We start from the raw sequence: 20,927 nt of genomic DNA, 5'->3' as shown, positions 1-20,927 counted from the left end.
TTATTCTCAATTCAATCCGGGAAGGGTATGGCTGGGTGTGGAAACATGAGATAAAACCAACCGCGAACCGCAAATCAGAGATTTACTCTCCGACTCGCTTCGCACGCTTGAATCGGCGCGAACCGCAAAGCTTTGCTTTGCAGTTCGCGGTTGGTTTTTTTCTTGAGTCTGCACTAATGCCGCACACGAAATCGAAGTGCATCTCATAAGTACGTCAGTTTTTTCGGTTGAGATCACACCGCGTAACTCCTATTCAAAAAAGAAAGATCAGATTGATCGAGCATTCAGCAGTTTCCACCAACTAACCAGTCTCTGGACCTCACATCACTCATCCATATCCTTCAGCCGCTTCTTTGGTTTTTCATTCAGATAATTTTCCGGCGAAGAAACAGGGTGACCAAGTTCCTTCTCCGTCTCTCTTCGGGCAACGCCGGCAACATTTCCCCCGCGTTTGGCTACTTTTTTATTCTCAGGGAGACCGGACGGTTTTTCCGTCTCCGAGATCTCCGTCGTCACCCGCTCGCCAAGCATCGTAAAAATCAGTTCCAGATCAGTCATATGGTCACGGAGATTTTCGTTCTTTCTGGCAAGACCTTTAAACTCCTTATACTCAGAAGGAGTCATGCCAAACGCAGCATTGGAGATTTCAGCAGTCAGGATAGCAAAATCCTTCTCTGAAGAGATCCCCCTTTCCTTCCACTCATCGGTAAGATTCTGACGGATCGCAATTCCCCGGAGGCGTTTATCGATCCAGTCTTTCGAATACCCCTTCTGTTCATACAGATCCTTCATCCGTTCCTGGGCGCGTTCCGGATCCTCGATCTCCAAAACCCTGTCATATCCAACCTCGGCAAGCCACACCTTGAAAGGCTCCGCCTTTGGCGAAGGAATTGACTGGACAAGACGGAAAAGCTGCTTGGTATTCAAAACATCTGTCTTGTAGTATTTCCCGTCCTTCGGGGACGCCATTTTCAGTTGGTTACAGGTTGTAACCGACTGATTACCTTCCTTAATAAGTCTGGATTTGAGGACCTTCCAGTAATTATTCGGATTCGCACTTTCCGTTAATACCGCAATAATGTCCACGATCGAAAAATACCACTGTTCTTCCTCCGGATTCCAAACTGAACGTATCTTCCTATCCTGAAAAATCTTAATCACATTCTTTTCATCAGTCATATCCTGCACCCCGGAGTATCCGGTCCTCTGATGAATACCCTCTTGTAGGGATCGGCGGATCACTCGGCATCATTAGCAGAATATAGGTAACAGAGACATATAAAAGAGATGAGAAAAGAGGAAACCCGCATAAGATGTTATGCAAGGCAAGTTAGGGTTTTTATCTCGATCGGAGAGCTACGGGGAGCCCGTTCCTTCATAGCGTGAATTAATTATACACCCACTCTGCCGCAAAAAATAGAGATAAATTCAATATCTGTCAAAATACCCAATGAAATGCCAGATGTTTTTCCAGGTCTCCCTACTAGGGATGCCTGTCCGAGACCCAGGACCTGGGAGCGGCAAAGTATGCGTCGCCCATAACTTCAGAACGCGGTGCAACGTCTTGCTGATCAGACGGTCGCGTTTTCGTTTGAAGGGGTCCTGCTGAACGAGGTGATCGACCGGTCTGTCCAGTATGTAGACGGCCGGTGTATTTCCTGTGGGCGAAACGTCTGTTCGGGACGGATCCGGGTGTGTGTTTATATTTGGCTGATATGAATGAGGTCGTGCCGTTTACGATGGATGAGGAGCGGGCGAGGGGATTGGTGGGGGAGAAGATGGGGGAGAATAAATCCCGTCCAAACTAAAATGGAACTTTCGGTTGGACGGATATTTTTTCTAATCCCAATAGGAGTGGTGGTGGTGTAGATCCAATTCGGAAAGGCGTTTATTGGGTGTGGAAACATGAGATAAAGCCAACCGCGAATCGGCGCGGTTGGTTTTTTCTCTTGTGTCAAAACGAATGCCTTACACGAAATCAAAATACATCTTACACGCACGTCAGCTTTTTTCGGTTGAGATCACACCGCACACGTCCGATTCAAAAAAAAGAATGAGAGATCAGCGATCTCTCTCACATCGCAAACAGCGGAGCAAGCTCCACCTTCTGCCAGTCCAGATCGATCACCTTCATCCACAGGGTCTGGTTCGCCGGAACGAACACCGCCTGATGGTTCGATGAGTAGAGATATCCTTCAAGGATCGAGTGACGGAAGGTCGCCCCGCCGTCTTCCAAGAGCACATCGCGGATCCGCATCATCTTTTCGGCATCGATCGTCCCCTTCGCAGCTTCCGCCTGGCTCAGCAGATTCGTATATCTGGTCAGCGAGTGTTCTTCCGGCGGGGTCGTCAGGTTCCAGCTCGGATCAGCAAAGTGGTTCGCCGCCGCGACGACCCCCTCGCCTGTCCGCACCTTCGTCTCGGTAAGACCGGCCTCTAAGACATATGCTCCATTTGGTCCGGCAATATCCACGATCCAGGCAACATCCGGACGGGTCGTCAAAACAGCCGTCTTCAGACCGGCAAGATCCGAGTAATCGAGCATCAGGCGGAAAAACTCCGAGATCATATCAGGGCGGTCATCCTGTCCCACGGGAACGAGACCCGAGTTGTCATCCGCGATAAAAAGCCCGGCGCTGTTCATCAGGGTCTCGGGCCTGGAACCCGCTGGACCGATGGTCGCGACCCCGTTGCTGCCGTCCGTCGGCCGGTACACGGCCAGCACATAATACCGATTGAACGGCTCCACGAAATCGGGCAGATCCCAGTTTCGCGAAACGATGACCGAGCCGTCTGTTGTGTATTCACCCCAGACAGTGAGATAGGAACAGCCGGCCGGCATGGAAAGATAGAGGGCCGGTCCGTAGTAGAGCAGAGAGATATCCTCTTCGGTGAGTCCGGTCGTCTCGGCCATACCGCGGGCGATCTCCTTCATCCGCTCGGGCTGATTCTGCGTGCCGGATGCCGCATAGCTTTGGAGATAATCGATCGTGTATCCGCGGTCTTTGAGGGCGCCGGTGAGCATTGCATACTCGGCGAGAAGTTCGGGTTTCATAAGCCCGCCATACTGCCGGCCCATCTCACGATAGGATCCTTCAAGCAGGATGACGGGATAGGTTCCGGCCATATACCGGTCGCCGCCTTCGAAGGAAGAGACGAAGGTCATCTCGGGATTGCCCGCGGGCGATCCGGGTACGGATGTTATACATCCGGCTGCGAGTACGAGTGATACAAGCAGCATGATCAGAAATATCGGTTTTTTCAGGTCCATAGAATCACTTCGTGAGTTCGTTTGAGATATTCACCCCGGATAGTATTTTATATCTTCTGCCGGCCAAACTGCTGACCATCCGGACATTATATGCAGGGGTACATTTTCGCGGATGTCGTGCGGACAGATAACAGAAAATGACAGGGAACGACCCGGAGTCGTTTTGGCGTTGGATTTTATCTGATATCACGCCCAACTGAAATAACAGCAGAATATGTCAGATACCTACAGATATCATCCGGCAGAATTTCCCGAACCCCCCGTTCGTGTCGATCACATCACCGCCGCATTCGATATAACCGAAGAACGTGTCAGTGTCTCCGCCGAAACGACCTTTACCGTTCGCACTGAAAAACTCAGCGAACTCATTCTCAATGCCAAAAATCTTGAGATTCAAAGCATCAGGCAGAACACGCGTCCGATAAACTATACCTATGAAAACGATCTCATCACCATAACCCTCCAGCGCCCCTTATCCAAAGGAGCCGAATTCAAGATCGTGACCTATACCACCTGCCGCCCGACCTCCCACATCCTCGAAGGCATCTACTTCGATGTCACCCCTCCGGGTCTCCCCCGGACCATGATCACCCAGTGCCAGCAGTGGGGTTTTCAGCGGATCGTCCCCTGTATCGATGATATGCGGGCCAAATGCACATGGACCACCACCATCATTGCGGATTCACGATACACCAACCTTATCTCGAACGGAAACGTCATCCGCGAACGGATGAGGTATGATGAACGCCGGGACACCATCACCTATCAGAACAACGAACCGATGCCCCCGTACCTCTTCTTCCTCGGTGTTGGAACTTGGGATACCTTCTCGCGTGACTTCCTCTATCCTGACGGAAAAACCGTCAGACTAGAACTTCTCGGACCCAAAGGCTCGGATCCCGTCTCTGCCAAAACAGCGCTGGATATCATGGCAGACTGCATTCTCTGGACCTATCTCTACACCGGGCCGGAGCGGTATGAATCGATCGATCTGCGAAACGAGATATACCGGCTCTGTAAAGTCCGTGACGCCCTTTCCCGCGGGGCAGAGCCGGACGAACTGGAAGAGGCGATCGAGCCTGTCCGCCGGCAGATCACCTCCCTTATGAAAAATCTGATCTGCGGGTATCAGTATCCGTATGAGGTCTATCGTGAGATCGCGATGCAGAACTCCGACTTCGGCGGCATGGAAAACACCGGGAATACCACGATCATCGCCAGCCGGATCATGCCGGACCCGGAGATCACGGACAGTTCATTTGAGTATCTGATAGGGGTCAAACAGCATGAATTCTATCACAATCTGAACGGTTCGAGCGTCACCGGGGACACGCCGTTCTCCATCTGGCTCAACGAAGCGGTCACTGTGATGATGGAGGACGAGTATCTCGCCTTCCTTTTTGGAAAAGAGTATGTCAGACTCCAAAATATCCTGCAGATGTACACTCCCGGGACCGGGACCTTCTCTCTGGATACAGGTCTGGTCGCCTTGCCCATAGAACCCTCGGGTTTCAATGATCCAAACGATCTCATCAGTTCCGTGACCTATGTAAAGGCCCCTGAATTTACCCGGATGATCGAGACGATGCTTGGAAAAAGAGCGTTCGCCTGGGCTCTTGATCTGTATCACAAACGGTTTGCCGGGAAAAACGCATCTCCACGCGACTGGCTGCATGCCATGGAGGATGTCGGCAGGACCGACTTCTCCTTCATGGCGGACCGGTGGCTCAAACAGACCGGCTACCCGGTGGTTTCGGCTTCTGCCCGCTATGATCCGGAAAACGATGCGGCCGAGATCTTTGTCTCGCAGAAGATCCCGGCAGGCAGCAACCCCTGGATCTTTCCGTTCACCGGCCGGCTCATCAATGACAAAGGCGAGGTCGTTGCCGAGTTCATGAAAAAAATCGATTCCGAGCGGCTGACCTTCCAGGTCCCGTGCACGGGAGCATTTTCATTTGCCGTCTGGAATCTGGATCATGCCGCCTATCTGAAGATGGAGACCGCCGCATCCGATGACGAACTCTATATGCAGCTTAAGTATGATACGGATGTCGTGATCTCATTTTTGACCCACTGCACGCTTTTCGAGCGGGAGATGGTCAGGCTCTGCCGTGATGAGAACAGAGAGGTCTCACCCCGTCTCGTTGATGAGTATATCCGTGCCCTCTCCGATTCTGCAGAGATGGAACGCGTAGGAGCGCTGCCTTTGACGCTGTTTGAATCGGTGAGCGATCCCGAGTTTGCCAGCTCACACACAAAACTCTATCAGGCAAAGCGGAGGTTCATGTCGGCAGTTGCGAGATCCGGCAAAGAAAGACTCCAGGCACTTCTTTTCGCATACTCGACCCCTCCGGAAACGGCCGTCTCTTTGGTGAAACTTGCCAGGATTTTCAAGACCAGGAGTGTGAAAAACCTGATCCTCTCACTGCTTGCAACGCTGGATACTCCCGACATCCATGCGATGCTCAAAGAGAGCTATGAAAACGCTGTCTGTTCAACTGACCGGATGACCGCGTTGTCCCTGTATCTTTCAGGCAGCGCTTTGGACCGGATGGATATGCTGAATGCCGAACTTGAGCGTTCAAAGAATAATCCGATCGCATTTGAAAACTTCATCTCGGCAGTTTCCGCAACCAGCTCACCTGATACGGTCAGCTATCTGAAAATAATCGAGTCGTCAGACGCCTTCGATCCGGAACAGACCGGACTTGCGCGTTCACTATATCTCCGTTTTGCGCAGAACAGAAAGATCTCGCTGGAAACGGCGGAAGGCCGGGCGTTTCTGGAAAGTGCCCTCCTGCGTCTTGCGCCCCTCAACGAGTACATGACGACCGGTCTGCTTTCGGTCTTCTCCCATCTGAACGAGTATGAACCTGCTGTCAAAGGACCGCTTCTTCTGATCCTGGAAAATCTGCGTAATACGGTCACGGAGGAAAAAGCCCCATGCGTTCACCGGACTGTTCTCCAGATGCTGAATAAGATCACCTGATGCCTGCGGGTTTCACGAAAACCCCTCACCTTTTTATCCTGATCTTGCATATGGCAAAACCTTCTGTTCCAGACCTTCGGCCATCGGTTTTTCCCCCTGATTTAGAGGGCGCATCGCCTGAAACGGCGTGTTTTTTTTATTCGCGTTTAATCATGCCGATTTTGATTCTATGGTCTATAATTGGCCTGATTTTGATTTTATGATGAAATAGGCCGCAGATGGTGAAAATGAGGAAAATACGTCAGCAGATGACGAATCAGACGATTTTGCACAGAGATTTTTCAGAGAAAGATTTAAATGCTGTACTGCTGACATATTATTATCCAACGTGTGCTGTAGGGAGTAAATAAGCCGTGTTCCAAACGAGGAAGAAACGGTGCTAAACCTCATAGATGAAGCCCCAGGCAGAAGTCTGTCTGAGGCGGGATGCAGCCCGAAAGGGAGGCAGACACGCCACGATGGAAGGACTTTATCTATGAAACAGATGACAGCAAACCACCTGACCGACGCAGAGGTCATTGCAGAGTTTAAGAAAGAAGACTGCTGGGGTCTTTGCACCTCTATCGACCTGAAAGAGTGTGACCCGGCAACGATCCGTGACGCAGAGAAGATCCACCAGTTCGTACTGGAACTTGCCGACCTGATCGACATGAAACGCTTCGGCGAACCGCAGATCATCCACTTCGGTCCAAATGACAGAGTCGCCGGGTATTCGATGACCCAGCTCATCGAGACCTCCCTCCTCTCAGCTCACTTCGCCAACGACACCAATGCAGCCTATATCGATATCTTCAGCTGCAAAGAATACGCACCCTCGGTCGCCTCAGCATTCTGCAAGAAGTTCTTCGGCGCAAAGGGAATGAACACCACAGTGTTCTTCAGAACCATATAATCCAACCCCCAATATTTTTTTCTCCCGGGTTTTTTCAGACCCTGTTTTCATGTTTCCGCACCGCCTGTTATGAAAATCATTACTGATGGCGGCCAATTATTTGCGGCCGCTATATTCTGTGTCTGCAGACCTGTTTTTTTCTGTGCCGGCAAAACCGCACAATACTATCAACTCACGCGCTTTTGGATTTTTGCCGGGTCGTGATGCTGCGTAACCCCGGGTATCACCCTGATTTCCTATGCCTGAGTGGCAACCCTTATAATCCCTTAAGCACTCACCAAAAATATACCAATTCTCAAAAGGACATTCACCTATGGTAAAAGAAAACGACGTACTCCATATTGCCGAACTGGCAGACATCGGTATTTCCTCCCCGGAACTCGGGAAATTCACCGAACAGTTCAACGCGATCCTCGAATATTTTGACATTCTCGACACATTTGAAGCATCAGAGCCGCTGATGCGTCCTCTTGTGAACGTCTTTCGCGAGGATGAAGTCACCCCGTCGATCTCCCAGGATGATGCATTACGAAACTCCCACAATCCTGAAGACGGGTATGTTCGCGCGCCAAAGGTGATCTGAGATGAACGATATCTATAATGCATATCTCAATATGGACGAGATCGCCGGAAGCGGAGCAGGAAAGCTGGCCGGGGTCCGTGTTTCAATAAAAGACAATATCTCCACCAAAGACATCGAAACGACCTGCGCATCAAAAATACTCAAAGGATACATTCCGCCCTATGATGCGCATGTTGTCACCCTCCTCAAAGCCCAGGGTGCGGTGATTGCCGGAAAAACCAATATGGATGAGTTCGGTATGGGTTCAACTACCGAAAACAGCGCCTTTGGTCCGACATTGAACCCGCGTGATGTGACCCGGGCCCCGGGAGGGAGTTCCGGAGGTTCGGCCGCCGCGATCGCCGGAGGTCTTGTTTCCATGGCTCTGGGAAGCGACACCGGCGGTTCGGTCCGCTGTCCGGCCGCATGGTGCGGGATCGTCGGTCTGAAACCTTCCTACGGCAGAGTGAGCAGATTCGGTCTGATCGCCTATGCCAACTCATTCGAACAGATCGGCCCGATGGCGGCCAATGTCCGGGATGCGGCAAAACTCTTCTCCGTGATCGCCGGCCATGATCCGAAGGACTCGACGTCGGTCAACAAACCCTGCGACGGAAACGTCGTTCCCGAGATCAGCGGAAAAACGATCGGCATTCCAAAAGAGTACTTCGGCGAAGGCGTCGACACAGGCGTTGCGGCGCAGGTCCGTAAAGCGATCGGAAAGCTCGAGGAGCTTGGCGCGAAAATCGTGGATGTGTCGCTTCCTTCGATGAAGTATGCACTTCCGGCTTACTATGTTACCTGCACCTGCGAAGCGAGTTCGAACCTCGGCAGGTTCGACGGGGTCAGGTTCGGTCCGGAGCCCGAGATGAACCTCCCCTGGCACGATGCCTACACCAAAGTCCGCGAGGCAGGCTTCGGCGGTGAAGTGAGACGCCGGATCCTTCTTGGGACCTTCGCTCTTTCCGCCGGATACTACGGCAAATACTATGTCAAGGCCCAGCACGCAAAACAGCTGATCGCAAAGGACTTCGCGGCGGCTCTTCAGACCTGCGACATGCTCGCCGGTCCGACGATGCCCAACATTGCGCCAAAGATCGGCGAACTGACTGCAGATCCCCTGCAGATGTATCTTGCAGATATCCTCACCGTCCCGGTAAATATCGCCGGCATACCTGCAATCTCCGTTCCCTGCGGAACCGCACACGGAATGCCTGTCGGACTCCAGCTCATGGGCCGGATGTTTGGCGAGGAGACCATTCTGAATGCCGCTCTGGCTTTTGAGGAGGCGGTTTAAATGGCGGATGAGGATTTCACCGTCATCATCGGTCTGGAGGTCCACTGTCAGCTGGACACTGCATCCAAATTATTCTGCGGATGTTCAGCCGATTTCCGTGCCGATGCCCCCAACACGCATGTCTGTCCGGTATGTCTGGGTCTGCCGGGCGCTCTGCCCGTGTTAAACAAAAAAGCGATCGAATACGCACTTAAAGTTGCGAAGGCGCTCAACTGTCGGATCCCTGAAGAGGGAGAATTCTGCAGAAAGAACTACTTCTATCCCGATCTCGTCAAAGCATATCAGATCACGATGGGAGACAACCCTCTCGCTCTCGGCGGCTACATCGAGATCGAAGACGACGCCGGAAATCCGAAGGTCGTCAACTTAACGCGGATCCATGTCGAAGAGGACCCGGGCAGACTGGTCCATATGGGGAACAAGGAACGCGGGCACTACACCCTCGTCGACTACAACAGATCAGGTATCCCCTTAATCGAGATGGTCACCGAGCCGGAACTTTCCTCGCCGAAAGAAGCACGCCGTCTGTTAAACAAACTGCGGGCGACGCTTGAGTATCTCGATGTCTTCGATCCGGAAAAGGAAGGAAGCATCCGTGTCGATGCGAACATCTCGATCAAAGGACATGAACGCGTCGAGATCAAGAACATCTCCTCCTACAAAGGCGTGGAGAAAGCGCTGACCTTCGAGATCACGAGACAGAAGAATCTGATCAGAAGAGGGGGCACGATCTCCCGCGAGACCCGGCACTTCCAGGAAGGAAAAGGCACGACCACCTCGGCACGTTCAAAAGAGGTCGCGAATGATTATCGGTACTTCCCCGAACCGGATCTGCCCGTGATCAGGGTTTCCGACTGGGTGGAAAAGATCGCTCTGCCGGAGCTGCCGGACGCACGCCGCGACCGGTTCATGTCCCAGTACGGTATCGCCGTAAACCATGCCCGGACCCTCACGGGAGATCTGCATCTTGCAGAGTTCTACGAACTCGTTGCTCCGGTCGGAGCACAGATCGCCGCATCCTGGGTCGCCGATATCCTGATCGGCGAACTCAATTACCGTGATATGCCTCTGTCGAAGGTCACCTCCCACGCCGACCAGTTCAAAGAGCTCATCATCCTCGTCCGCGACCAGAAGATCACCGACAAAGCCGGCGTCGAAGTTCTGCGTGTCTGGCTCGATTCCCTCCAAACGGAAGGCGCTCCCGAGTCACCTGCCGGGATCGTGGCACGTCTCGGTCTTACCCGCGAGTCCGGAGAAAGTTTCCGGGGGATCGTAGAAAAGATCCTTGCAGAAAATCCCCAGCCGGCAGCCGACCACAAGGCCGGGAAAAAAGGCGCTTTGAACTTTATTGTCGGGCAGGTCATGAAGGAAACCAAAGGAAAATCCGATCCCCGTGAAATTCATGCGATGATTGCTGAAATCCTCGGAGAGTAAGCATGCACCTCATCATCGCCGAAAAGAATATTGTTGCGGAAAGGGTAGCAGCATTTCTGGCAGGCAAAGCGAAGGTCCAGGTCACACGGGACGGTGCGGCGGCGCATTACGTCTTCGATGATACGGTGGTCATGGGTCTTCGCGGTCACGTGGTCGAGGTCGATTTCGTGGAAGGGTACAACAACTGGCGGAGTGTCGAACATCCGCCAAGATCCCTGATCAATGCCGACATCATAAAAAAACCGACTGAGAAGAAGATCGTCGGCGCGATGCAGAAGTTTGCCAAAAAAGCGACCCGCGTTACCATCGCGACCGATTATGATACCGAAGGAGAACTCATCGGAAAAGAGGCGTATGAACTCATCCGGGCAGTAAATGCCAAAGTCCCTATCGACCGGGCGCGATTCTCAGCGATCACGAAGGACGAGATCGTCAAATCGATCCAGGAAGCGACGGCGCTGGATTTCAACCTGGCGGCGGCCGGCGAATCCCGGCAGATCATCGACCTCGTCTGGGGAGCCTCGCTTACCCGTTTTCTCTCGATAACCGCCCACCGCGGTGCTGACAGTATCCTATCTGTTGGAAGAGTGCAGAGTCCGACCCTTGCTATGATCGTTGACCGCGAACGGGAGATCGAAGCGTTCGTTCCGACAAAGTACTGGATGCTTTCCCTCGCAACGGAGAAGGCCGGCATCGGGGTGGAGGCCCGCCATATCCACGGAAGATTCACCGATCCTGCCGAGGCGAAGGCCGCATACGAGGCAACCAAGGCGCCGGTCAACGTCACCGACGTTATTACCGGTCATAAGATCGACCGTGCGCCGGCCCCCCTTGATACGACGGCGCTGATCGTCGGAGCGAGCAGACTGGGCATCTCAGCGTCATATGCCATGAACCGGGCAGAGGATCTCTACATGCGCGGATTCATCTCATACCCGAGAACCGACAACACCGTGTACCCGAAGAGTCTGAAGATCGCCGAACATATGGAGATATTTGCGCACGGCGCATTTGCAAAGGAAGCAGGATACGTCAAAGATCATCTGCGCAGTGTCCCGACCCGCGGCAAAAAAGAGACGACCGACCACCCGCCGATCTACCCGACCTCGCATGCAAACCGCGAGGAGATCGGCGACGATGTTTCCTGGAAACTGTATGAGTTCATTGTCCGAAGATTCTTTGCCACGATCTGTATCGATGCGGAGTGGGAAACGCTGAAGATCAATCTTCAGGCAGGTTTCGAGCCGTATACGATAACCGGAGGCAGGATCCTCGAACCAGGATGGCGGGGCGTCTATCCCTACAGCAAAGCGGAAGAGAACATCCTCCCCGAGTTCACCGTCGGCGAGACGCTGCCTCTTCTCTCGAAAAACTCCGAGGAGAAGGAGACGCAGCCTCCCGCACGCTACTCCCAGAGCAGGCTCATCCAAAGAATGGAGGAGCTTGGACTTGGTACGAAAAGTACCCGCCATGAGGTGATCAGCAAACTCGCCGGCCGGAAATACATCGAAGGAAATCCGATGAAACCGACGATCATCGGCCGCGCCGTGACCGAGTCGCTCGAGGAGTTCGCCGGAACGATCACGGAACCGACGATGACCAAGACGCTTGAAGAGCATATGGGCGATATCGCCGGCGGAAAAAATACGATCGACAAGGTGCTTTCCGAGTCACGCAAGATGCTTTCCGGCATCTTTGATGATCTCGAAAAGAACGAAGCGGCCATCGGCAGGGATCTTATGGAGAGGACACGCGAGGAGCAGACGATCGGACCCTGCCCTGTCTGCGGCAAACCTCTCAGGATCAAACGGGTCGGCAGTTCCCAGTTTATCGGCTGTTCCGGGTATCCGGACTGTACGTTCAATGCAGGACTGCCGCCCGCGACCTGGGGAAATGCCGTGAAAATGAATGAGGTGTGCGAGATCCACGGACTGAACCATGTCCAGCTTCTCAGAAAAGGAGCTCCCGCATGGAAGATCGGCTGTCCGCTCTGCTCCCACATCAAATCGAACACCGACGCATTTCTCCTTATGCCCGCAATGACGGAGGAGGGGGTCAGAAAGCTCAATGCGGCCCATATTTATACCGTCTCCGAGCTGATCTCACGGGGACCTGCTGTCCTTGCAAAGAATCTCGGCGTCACGACTTCCGCAGCGGAAAAGCTTATCCGGGAGGCGGAAGAAGTGCTGGCTCTCCTGAAAAAACGGACCGAGCTGAAAAAGTTCGTATCGAAAAATGTCACGCCGAAACGCGGCCGCGGCCACTCCAAAGTGAGTGCCGCCCTGATCAGCAGGGGTATTGCCGATGTCGAAGCTCTTTCCCGTGCGGATCCGCAGGATCTTCTTGAGGCAAAACTCAGCGAGGCAGAGGCAGCATCTCTTGTGGCCGAGGCAAAAAGCCTGATCAATATCACCCGCATGAAGGAGTACGGCGTTCCGGCGATCACGCTGAAGAAGTATGTCAACGCCGGATTCGATGATCCGGAAAAGTTTGTATCGGTCCATCCGGCAGGTCTGTCGCTTGCGACCGGCGTGTCGGTCGCGACGATCTGCAATCATCAGAAGCTGGTCGCTGAAAAACTCTGCCGGCCGTGTCCGGAAAAGATCAGCAAAGCCGCTTTCGATGCCGGCATCACCCCGTTAAAAAAGAAGGCTGACCCTGAACTCCTCACCCCGCTTGCCTTGGCAGGCGTCTACAGCCCGGAACTGCTGGTCAAGGCGGATGTAAAGACACTGAAAGCCGTTACCGGCATTGAGGAAAAGCAGATCGCCGATCTGCAGAAATATGCAAAGAAGGTGACTGAAAAATGAGATGGCAAACCTGGCGTCACATCACCAAACTTGACCCCGACAAGGTCATAACCAAAGAAGAGATCGCAGAAATCGCAGCAAGCGAAACGGATGCTTTGATGCTTTCGGGCACGCTGGACGTTACGCCGGAAAACCTGGCGCAGCTCTATGACAATGTCAGGGATGCGGGTCTTCCGCTCACCGTCGAGCCGGCCGATCCCTCCTGCGCGAGATTTGCAGGCATCGACTATGTGTTTGTTCCAAGCGTGTTCAATGCCGGTCACCCGGCCTTTATCACCGGCCTTCACAAGGAATGGGCACAACATGCTGAGATCCAGTGGGATAAAGTGGTCCAGGAGGCCTATGTCGTGCTGAATCCAAACTCGTCGGTGGGCAGACTCACCCGCGCAAAATGTGATCTCTCCCCTGCCGAGGTCGCGGCCTACGCGGTCATCGCAGAAAAATACTACGCCATGCCGGTGTTTTACATCGAGTACAGCGGGATGTACGGCGACCCTGCGGTCACCCGCGCCGTTTCCGAGGCGGTTTCACAGACCCGGGTCTATTACGGCGGGGGTATCAACTCCGGTGAAAAAGCTGCGGAGATGGGGGAGTACGCCGACACGATCATTGTCGGAAATGCGGTTTACGAAGCAGGACCTTCAGTTCTCAAAGAGACGGTGAAGGCGGTCAAATAATGCCGGAGATCGACATCGTCCTAGTGGAACCTCTGTACGAAGGAAATATCGGATTCGCCGCCCGCGTGATGAAGAACTTTGGTTTTCACAACATGGTCCTGGTCAACCCCCCCAAACTCACGATGGAGTGTACGGCCCGATCGTCCCATGCGAAGGATGTTTTGGAAAATGCGGAGCGCATCACGCTTGAAGAGGTCTTTGCCAGAAGCGACCTGTGTATCGCGACAACCGGAGGTCTCTCGAAATCCGTTTCCAACCCGATGAGGATGCCGTATTATTCGGTCGCCGAACTCCGCGAGATGATAAAAGGGATCGACGGCAGGATCGCGATCCTGTTCGGCCGGGAGAACTGGGGGCTGAACAATGAAGAGATCGCCCGGTGTGATATCGTCTGCACGATCCCGACCAGTGACGAGTACCCCATCCTGAACATCTCCCATGCGATCGGAATCGTCTGTTATGAACTTGCCCACCTCCAGCGCGGTGAGTATCTTCTTGCGAATAAAACCGAAATGGATGCCTTGTATGCGCACATCGAACGCTTCCTGGAAGGGATCCGCCACCCTGTGGAAAAACGTGAGACGACGGTCCTTCTTGCAAAGAGAGTGCTCGGCAGAACGAAGCTTACGGTCAGGGAAGCCAGCACGCTCCACGGAATCCTGCGAAGGACCGAGTGGCATCTCAAACATCCGGGTCAGGCATATGATGCCGAAGACCGCGAATACTGGTCAGGAGATGAGGAGTAAAACCTCCCTCTCCATGACTGCAAATAGTAATCCTTTTAATGTTTATACGTCCTTTTAATTAGTGCAAGCATCGATAGTGTAGTGGTTATCACTAGGCGTTGCCAACGCCTAAACTCGGGTTCGAGTCCCGGTCGATGCATCTTCTGTTTTTGAGATTTTGGATAGATATGTTTTTAGAAAGGCTGGTATGACAGTAATTCTTCTCGGGGTCGGCAATCCTCTTGATTCTGATGACGGCGCAGGACCTTTTCTTGCGGATATGCTGCGCGATTTTCCCGGCGTAACAGCTTTCAACTGCGGGACCGCACCGGAGAACTTCACCGGCCTCGTCAGAAAACTCAGACCCGACCTTCTTCTCATTGCCGACGCCGCCGACATGGGGCTGCCCCCGGGATCTGTCCGGATCATCCCGCCGGAAAAGATCCATGACACGGCGGTCGGCACCCATATGCTCCCTTTGTATCATCTGGTCGATTATTTGGCAGATTCCGCAGGCAAAACACTGATAATCGGCATCCAGCCGGCGAGTCTCGCATTCGGCGGGGAGCTGAGCGCGTCTGTTGAATCGGCATTGAACGAATTAAAGATGATGATTGCCGAAAATACTCTTCTGAAAATCCCTGTTTTGTGATTTCGGGTAAAGATAAAGTTAATCTCTCTCGAAGAACAGAGATTAATACGATCATGTCCGATATCAAAGTCCCTCTCGACGTCCCAAAATCCATGCGGGACGTCTATATTGCCAATTACGATCTGATTACTGCCGGATCAGGCCGCCTGATGCTTTTTGCCGGCGACCAGAAGATAGAACATTTGAATGATGATTTCTATGGTGCAGGGATCCCAATAGACGATGCCGATCCGGAACATCTCTTCCGCATTGCAGCCAAAGCAAACATCGGTGTTCTTGCAGCACAACTGGGACTCATTGTCAGATATGCGATGGACTACCCCGAAGTGCCGTATCTTGTCAAGATGAACTCCAAGTCCCATCTGGTGAACGTCTCGCAGAAAGATCCGGTCTCACCCCAGCTTTGGACCGTCGAACAGGTCGTTGAGATCGCGCAGGAACACGGTCTCAAGATCGCAGGTATCGGGTACACGATCTATCTCGGCAGCGAAAAGGAGGCCGAGATGCTGGCAGAGGCCGCTCAGCTTATCAACGAGGCGCACTTCTACGGACTCGTCACCGTTCTCTGGATATACCCGAGAGGCAAGGCAGTCGGAGATGAGAAGGATCCGCATCTTATCGCCGGGGCGGCAGGTGTGGCCGCATGTCTCGGAAGCGACTTCGTCAAGGTCAATGCACCCAAAAAGGATGGAAAAACCTCGCCTGAACTTCTCAGAGAGGCGGTCCTTGCGGCCGGACGGACAAAACTTGTTTGTGCCGGAGGGTCGGCAACCACCGAAGAGAAGTTTATCCGGGAACTCTATGAACAGATCAACACTGGCGGAGCTTCAGGAAACGCGACCGGCAGAAACATCCATCAGAAATCACTGGACGATGCGGTCAAATTCTGCAATGCGATATATGCGGTCACAGTTGAAGGGAAAAGTGCTGAAGAGGCACTCAAACTTCTCGAATAATTTTTTTTGACAGGTATTTTTCAGGTGCGGATGAAAGGATCTGCAAAGGGCGCATCCACTTCCCGCAGTCGCAAATCAAAGATTTGGTCGCAAGTCCTCACTCCGCTCAGACTTGCTCCGCTGAGGCCACCCCCACGGGTCGGCCCGCAGTCGCAAATCAAAGATTTGGTCGCAAGTCTATCGACTTGCTCAGCTAAGGGCGAGCCTGTTCGCAAATCAGAGATTTGCTCTCCGACTCGGGTCTACGACCCTCGCTTGACGGCTCACCCCGCCATTTAATTCATCATCTCTTACACCCAATACCTACATGATTATGCATCTTCTCAGTCAGACCGAAGGCCAGCTTGCCCTGCAACTCGCACGACTCTACGCTGAGTCCGCAGTAACCGGAACCCCCCCCCGCGGAGACCCGGAGCTCACCGAGATCTTCACCGAAAAACGAGGCGTCTTTGTCACCCTCACCAAATGCGGCGACCTCAGGGGATGCATAGGCTTCCCCTTCCCCGTCATACCGCTCGCCGACGCCATCAAAGACGCCGCACAGCATGCCGCGATCCATGATCCCAGGTTCTACCCCGTAAACGAAGGAGAACTCAGACAAATCAAGATCGAAGTCACCATCCTCACCCAGCCCCTCCTTCTCGAATGCGAACCGGGCGAACGCCCGTCTGCCGTCATCGTCGGCAGACACGGACTCATCGCCGAAATGAACGGGCATACCGGCCTCCTCCTCCCCCAGGTCGCCGTCGAATACGGCTGGGACGCGGAAGAATTCCTCAGAGAAACCTGCTACAAAGCCGGTCTCCACCCCGACGCATGGACAAACGCATCATGCAATATTCTTACATTTGAAGGACAGATATTCAAGGAATAATCCCATGGCAATAACATTCGAAGTCATCCATAAAGACATAGCAGGCCGCGTCGGCAAACTCAAAGCCGGCGACAAAGTCATAAAAACCCCCGCACTCCTCCCGGTCGTCAACCCCCACCTGCAGATAATCCCTCCTGCCGAAATGAAAAAGATGGGCGTCGAAGGCATCATCACAAACGCCTACATCTTCTCCAAAAGCGAAGATTACCGGGCCCCCGCCCTCGAAAAAGGCCTCCACGAGGTCCTCGACTTCGACGGACTCATCATGACCGACTCAGGATCCTTCCAGATGTCCGTCTACGGCAGTGTCGATATCACGAACGTTCAGACCCTCTCCTTCCAAAGAGACATCGGCAGCGACATCTGGGTCCCGCTCGACATCCCGACCCACCCCGACACCGACAGGGAGGAAGTCATCGCCCAGATGGAGATCACGATGGCGAGAATGAAAGAGGCAAAAGAGATCTTCGGTCCCGACGCCCCCCTTTCAGGCCCTGTCCAGGGAGCCGTCTTCGAAGACCTGCGCGAATATGCCGGGAAAACCGTCTCGGACATGGGCTTTGCCTACTGCCCGATCGGCGCCGTCGTCCCCTTAATGGAAAGCTACCGGTACCGCGAACTTGTCGACGTCATCATCGCCGCGAAAAAAGGACTCAACCCGGGAGCCTGCATCCACCTCTTCGGTGCCGGCCACCCCTCGATGTTCGCCCTCGCCGCAGCGCTCGGATGCGATGTCTTCGACTCAGCCGCCTACGCGCTTTACGCAAAAGAAGGACGCTATATCACGACCTACGGAACGCTCAAACTCGACGAGATGAGCGAACTGCCGTGTGCCTGCCCCGTCTGCCGCAGTCATACCGTCGAAGAGCTGAAAAAATCCCCAGACAAACAAAAGCTCCTCGCCTGCCACAACCTCGCCGTCACCATGGCCGAGATCTCAAGGATCCGTGCCGCGATCCAGGACGGAACACTCTGGGAACTGGTCGATGAGAGGTGCCGGGCCCACCCGAAACTGCTCGACGGTTACCGGAGACTCCTTGAACGGGTCGACGAGATCGAACACCTCGACAGAGCCAGCAAACGCCGGTTCTTCTACCGGGGCAGCGAATCATGCCGCCGGACCGAGGTCGCGAATTATCACGAGATGATCCCCCGCGTGAAACTCTCGGAGGTCTCCCTCATCGCAGCCGGCGGACCTGTCCCGCGGGTCTTTGAAGAAGTCATCGAGTTCAAGCCCCCGTTCGGCCCTCTGCCCTACGAACTTGCCGAGACCTTCCCGGCCGGACCCGCCGAAGTTCCCGCATGGGACGAAGAGATGATGAAGTACGGGATCAAAGGCCTCAAAGGACTGCTCGCGACAAACCCCGACACCAAAGTCACCATCTCAACGACAGAGAAATGGGCGGAACTTTTCAGAACAGAGTTCCCGGACGCCGAGGTCATCACATGAGTCTGTTCGATGCACGAAAACGCGACGGAAACGCCCGGATCGGGAACCTGAAACTCTCCGACGAGGAAAACATCAGCACTCCTGCGGTGCTCGACACCGAATCGGTCTTCCCCTCCTTGAAGGAACGCGGGTTTTCAAACCTCCCGCCTTCTGCAGGCAAAGCCGAGTTTGAAAAATACTTCGTCGCAGGCGAAGAGCCGACAGCCGTTCACCCGCAGAGCGAGTCCGTCGAAGGAAGCGTGCTCCTCTTTTCGAACTGGAACACCGTCATCTCCGACGCACGCCGCCATGCGGACTACATGGAAAAACTGCTTGCGGTCTGTCCCCCGGACGCCGCACGCTATGCTCCCGCATGCGGTCTTCCCTCGAACGCCGCTTCGCTGATCTATCTCGGATTCGACCTCTTCGACTACACCGCGGTCGATCTTGCGTCCGTGCAGAAAAAGTTCTGCACGCCCGAAGGCGAGTTCGATGCCTCCTATATGGAAAAAGGCATCTGCGACTGCCCGGGCTGCAAAGCCGGCGATCTGAAACTCCACAACCGTCTGGCTCTCGAAAAAGAGATCGCTCTCGCACGGGTCTGGATCGAACAGGGCCAGCTCCGCGAGTTCATGGAGATGCGCTGCAGACTCCACGCCGAACAGGTCTCTCTTCTCAGACACGTTGACAGAAGACCCGGCTTTGCCAAAAACCTCCCGGTCGTCCGCTCGTCCCGGTTCCTCGCAAACTCCTCCGAGTCGATGACCCGTGCCGAGATCGCCTTCTTCGAAGACAGGGTCATCAACCGGTTCATCCCTTCAAGGACCGATGTCTGCGTCCTTCTTCCCTGCGCCGCACGAAAACCCTACTCGCTCTCGAGATCCCATCAGCTGTTCTCCCGCGTAGTTGACGGGCGTGCCCATGAAGTGATCGTGACCTCGCCCTTAGGCGTCGTCCCCCGGGAACTCGAACTCATCTATCCGGCAGGCCACTATGATGTGCCGGTGACCGGATACTGGGACAGGGAAGAGTCCGCGATCCTGGTCGAATACCTTACTGCCTACCTCACGAAGCACCGGTATGACAGAGTCATCTGCCATCTGGAAGGCGGGGCAAAAGAGGTCGCAAAGACCGCCGCCGAAAAAGCCGGCGTGGAACTCGAGTTCACCTGTAATGACGATAAACCGCTCTCGCAGGACTCGCTGCGTGCCCTGAACGACACGCTTCGCGAGAGCAGAAAACGCCGCACGGATCCGATCCGCGGCACGCTTCTCTGGCAGTTCGGCGAGCTCGTCGACACGAAAGGCTGGCTCCCGAAAGGCCGGTACCCGAACCAGAAGATCTACGAGAAGAAGACCCAGCTCTTCTCGATCGACCCGGAGACAGGTCTGCTCCGCCCGACCCACGAAGGCTGGAAGCACATCAACGGATACCGGGTCTGGATCTCGGACGGGTTCGTCCCGCAGGGAGATATCCTTGCGCCGGGAATCGCCGACTGCGATCCGAATATTCGTGAAGGCGATGAGGTGTTTGTCGGCGGAGAAGGCTATCAGGCGACCGGCAAAACCACGATGGGCGCTGACGAGATGAAACGCTCGAACCGCGGCGTTGCGGTCCGCGTGCGGAAAACGAATCGGAAATGACGACAAAAGCAGAGCTTCGCACTATACTTAAGGAACGACGCGAAGCTCTGTCTTTAGGGGACCGGCGGGCGAAGGGATACTACATCACCTGCCGGCTGCAGGAACTTCTGAAACCCTATCACACGATCCTTGCCTATGTGGCGAAGGATCCGGAGGTCGAGTCGATGGTGATCATCAACTGCCTTTTGGAAGAGGGGAAGACGGTGCTCGTCCCGATCATCGAGAAGGAGACCCATACGCTCCGGCTCTCGTATCTCACTTCGATGGATCAGCTGGAACCGGGCACGTTCCGGGTCCCCGAGCCGCTCACCCATGAACAGCCCGCCCCGGCATCCTCGATCGACGCGGTGCTTGTCCCGATGGTCGGTTTCGACCGTGCGGGGCACAGGCTCGGCTACGGGGCAGGATACTATGACCGCTTTTTTGAAGCGAATCCGGATATCCCCAGGATCGGTATGGCGTATGCCTGTCAGGAGGCGGAATGTATTCCGACGGAGGAGTTCGACGCCAGGATGGATCAGATTGTGACCGAGGACGAGGTCATCAGGTGCGGGCGGGTCGGAGACGAAGTCGACGACCTCAGCGGAGCAAATCTCTGATTTGCGAACAAGTGAGGGCTGCAAGCCCGAAACGGAGAGTAAACCGAAGGTTTGCGAACAAGTGAGGGCTGCAAGCCCGAAACGGAGAGTAAACCGAAGGTTTGCGAACAAGTGAGG

16 protein-coding genes and 1 tRNA gene are annotated in these 20,927 nt (G+C 54.2%); 15 read left to right on the top strand and 2 right to left on the bottom strand.

What is annotated here, in order from left to right; all coding sequences use genetic code 11:
- Nucleotides 1–324 precede the first annotated feature (324 nt).
- Both EYA77_RS04045 and EYA77_RS04035 read right to left on the bottom strand, forming a co-directional pair.
- A complete protein-coding gene (locus EYA77_RS04045) occupies nt 325–1,179 on the bottom strand; it encodes a Bro-N domain-containing protein (protein WP_095642129.1) in 855 nt (284 codons plus the stop codon).
- Between the two features lie 895 nt (nt 1,180–2,074).
- Nucleotides 2,075–3,271, bottom strand: coding sequence for a C45 family peptidase (locus EYA77_RS04035; RefSeq protein WP_245241172.1), 1,197 nt, complete (start codon nt 3,269–3,271; stop codon nt 2,075–2,077).
- A gap of 214 nt (nt 3,272–3,485) precedes the next feature.
- Here EYA77_RS04035 and EYA77_RS04030 point away from each other — a divergent pair, with 214 nt between their 5' ends.
- The 15 genes from EYA77_RS04030 to EYA77_RS03960 all read left to right on the top strand — a co-directional run bounded on the left by EYA77_RS04030 (nt 3,486) and on the right by EYA77_RS03960 (nt 20,810).
- On the top strand, nt 3,486–6,260 hold the full coding sequence (locus tag EYA77_RS04030) for a M1 family metallopeptidase (RefSeq protein ID WP_167815938.1): 2,775 nt from the start codon (nt 3,486–3,488) through the stop codon (nt 6,258–6,260).
- 475 nt (nt 6,261–6,735) lie between these two features.
- Nucleotides 6,736–7,152, top strand: a complete 417-nt coding sequence (gene speD, locus EYA77_RS04025) for an S-adenosylmethionine decarboxylase (RefSeq protein ID WP_042700243.1) — start codon at nt 6,736–6,738, stop codon at nt 7,150–7,152.
- 313 nt (nt 7,153–7,465) lie between these two features.
- Nucleotides 7,466–7,735, top strand: a complete 270-nt coding sequence (gatC, locus tag EYA77_RS04020; RefSeq protein WP_167815937.1) for an Asp-tRNA(Asn)/Glu-tRNA(Gln) amidotransferase subunit GatC — start codon at nt 7,466–7,468, stop codon at nt 7,733–7,735.
- 1 nt (nt 7,736) lies between these two features.
- Nucleotides 7,737–9,011 (top strand): Asp-tRNA(Asn)/Glu-tRNA(Gln) amidotransferase subunit GatA, encoded by a 1,275-nt coding sequence (gene gatA, locus EYA77_RS04015; RefSeq protein ID WP_167815936.1) that lies wholly within the window; start codon nt 7,737–7,739, stop codon nt 9,009–9,011.
- The gene (gatB, locus tag EYA77_RS04010) at nt 9,012–10,445 is read left to right on the top strand and encodes an Asp-tRNA(Asn)/Glu-tRNA(Gln) amidotransferase subunit GatB (protein ID WP_167815935.1); all 1,434 of its coding nucleotides are present in this window, start codon (nt 9,012–9,014) and stop codon (nt 10,443–10,445) included.
- A 2-nt stretch (nt 10,446–10,447) separates the two neighbouring features.
- A complete protein-coding gene (locus EYA77_RS04005; protein ID WP_167815934.1) occupies nt 10,448–13,255 on the top strand; it encodes a DNA topoisomerase I in 2,808 nt (935 codons plus the stop codon).
- The gene (locus EYA77_RS04000) at nt 13,252–13,932 is read left to right on the top strand and encodes a phosphoglycerol geranylgeranyltransferase (RefSeq protein WP_042700231.1); all 681 of its coding nucleotides are present in this window, start codon (nt 13,252–13,254) and stop codon (nt 13,930–13,932) included. Before EYA77_RS04005 ends, EYA77_RS04000 begins: the two co-directional genes overlap by 4 nt.
- Entirely contained in the window at nt 13,932–14,678 is a 747-nt protein-coding gene (locus tag EYA77_RS03995) for an RNA methyltransferase (protein ID WP_042700227.1), read from the top strand. Before EYA77_RS04000 ends, EYA77_RS03995 begins: the two co-directional genes overlap by 1 nt.
- A gap of 67 nt (nt 14,679–14,745) precedes the next feature.
- Nucleotides 14,746–14,817 (top strand) — tRNA-Gly (locus EYA77_RS03990).
- Nucleotides 14,818–14,865: 48 nt separating this feature from the next.
- On the top strand, nt 14,866–15,309 hold the full coding sequence (hycI, locus tag EYA77_RS03985; RefSeq protein ID WP_095642134.1) for a hydrogenase maturation peptidase HycI: 444 nt from the start codon (nt 14,866–14,868) through the stop codon (nt 15,307–15,309).
- Nucleotides 15,310–15,362: 53 nt separating this feature from the next.
- The gene (locus EYA77_RS03980; RefSeq protein ID WP_042700225.1) at nt 15,363–16,265 is read left to right on the top strand and encodes an aldolase; all 903 of its coding nucleotides are present in this window, start codon (nt 15,363–15,365) and stop codon (nt 16,263–16,265) included.
- 307 nt (nt 16,266–16,572) lie between these two features.
- The gene (locus tag EYA77_RS03975; RefSeq protein WP_167815933.1) at nt 16,573–17,139 is read left to right on the top strand and encodes a TIGR00296 family protein; all 567 of its coding nucleotides are present in this window, start codon (nt 16,573–16,575) and stop codon (nt 17,137–17,139) included.
- 4 nt (nt 17,140–17,143) lie between these two features.
- A complete protein-coding gene (tgtA, locus tag EYA77_RS03970) occupies nt 17,144–18,589 on the top strand; it encodes a tRNA guanosine(15) transglycosylase TgtA (protein ID WP_167815932.1) in 1,446 nt (481 codons plus the stop codon).
- On the top strand, nt 18,586–20,211 hold the full coding sequence (gene arcS / locus EYA77_RS03965; protein ID WP_167815931.1) for an archaeosine synthase subunit alpha: 1,626 nt from the start codon (nt 18,586–18,588) through the stop codon (nt 20,209–20,211). The genes tgtA and arcS overlap by 4 nt, the downstream gene beginning before the upstream one ends.
- Nucleotides 20,208–20,810 carry a 5-formyltetrahydrofolate cyclo-ligase gene (locus EYA77_RS03960; RefSeq protein ID WP_167815930.1) on the top strand — a complete coding sequence of 201 codons (603 nt, stop codon included), beginning with the start codon at nt 20,208–20,210 and terminating at the stop codon, nt 20,808–20,810. Before arcS ends, EYA77_RS03960 begins: the two co-directional genes overlap by 4 nt.
- Nucleotides 20,811–20,927: the final 117 nt, after the last annotated feature.

The organism is Methanocorpusculum sp. GPch4 (assembly GCF_012062385.1).
Lineage (GTDB): Archaea > Halobacteriota > Methanomicrobia > Methanomicrobiales > Methanocorpusculaceae > Methanocorpusculum > Methanocorpusculum parvum.
This window is presented reverse-complemented; position numbering and strand designations above follow the sequence as displayed.

What these genes read in the sequence shown, in the direction of transcription:
- gatB (WP_167815935.1), top strand. Translation starts at nt 9,012, where the DNA reads ATGGCGGATGAGGATTTCACCGTCATCATCGGTCTGGAGGTCCACTGT.
- hycI (WP_095642134.1), top strand. Translation starts at nt 14,866, where the DNA reads ATGACAGTAATTCTTCTCGGGGTCGGCAATCCTCTTGATTCTGATGAC.
- EYA77_RS03995 (WP_042700227.1), top strand. Translation starts at nt 13,932, where the DNA reads ATGCCGGAGATCGACATCGTCCTAGTGGAACCTCTGTACGAAGGAAAT.
- EYA77_RS04035 (WP_245241172.1), bottom strand. Translation starts at nt 3,271, where the DNA reads ATGGACCTGAAAAAACCGATATTTCTGATCATGCTGCTTGTATCACTC.
- EYA77_RS04005 (WP_167815934.1), top strand. Translation starts at nt 10,448, where the DNA reads ATGCACCTCATCATCGCCGAAAAGAATATTGTTGCGGAAAGGGTAGCA.
- EYA77_RS03975 (WP_167815933.1), top strand. Translation starts at nt 16,573, where the DNA reads ATGATTATGCATCTTCTCAGTCAGACCGAAGGCCAGCTTGCCCTGCAA.
- gatA (WP_167815936.1), top strand. Translation starts at nt 7,737, where the DNA reads ATGAACGATATCTATAATGCATATCTCAATATGGACGAGATCGCCGGA.
- EYA77_RS03980 (WP_042700225.1), top strand. Translation starts at nt 15,363, where the DNA reads ATGTCCGATATCAAAGTCCCTCTCGACGTCCCAAAATCCATGCGGGAC.
- speD (WP_042700243.1), top strand. Translation starts at nt 6,736, where the DNA reads ATGAAACAGATGACAGCAAACCACCTGACCGACGCAGAGGTCATTGCA.
- EYA77_RS04030 (WP_167815938.1), top strand. Translation starts at nt 3,486, where the DNA reads ATGTCAGATACCTACAGATATCATCCGGCAGAATTTCCCGAACCCCCC.
- EYA77_RS03960 (WP_167815930.1), top strand. Translation starts at nt 20,208, where the DNA reads ATGACGACAAAAGCAGAGCTTCGCACTATACTTAAGGAACGACGCGAA.
- EYA77_RS04000 (WP_042700231.1), top strand. Translation starts at nt 13,252, where the DNA reads ATGAGATGGCAAACCTGGCGTCACATCACCAAACTTGACCCCGACAAG.
- arcS (WP_167815931.1), top strand. Translation starts at nt 18,586, where the DNA reads ATGAGTCTGTTCGATGCACGAAAACGCGACGGAAACGCCCGGATCGGG.
- EYA77_RS04045 (WP_095642129.1), bottom strand. Translation starts at nt 1,179, where the DNA reads ATGACTGATGAAAAGAATGTGATTAAGATTTTTCAGGATAGGAAGATA.
- tgtA (WP_167815932.1), top strand. Translation starts at nt 17,144, where the DNA reads ATGGCAATAACATTCGAAGTCATCCATAAAGACATAGCAGGCCGCGTC.
- gatC (WP_167815937.1), top strand. Translation starts at nt 7,466, where the DNA reads ATGGTAAAAGAAAACGACGTACTCCATATTGCCGAACTGGCAGACATC.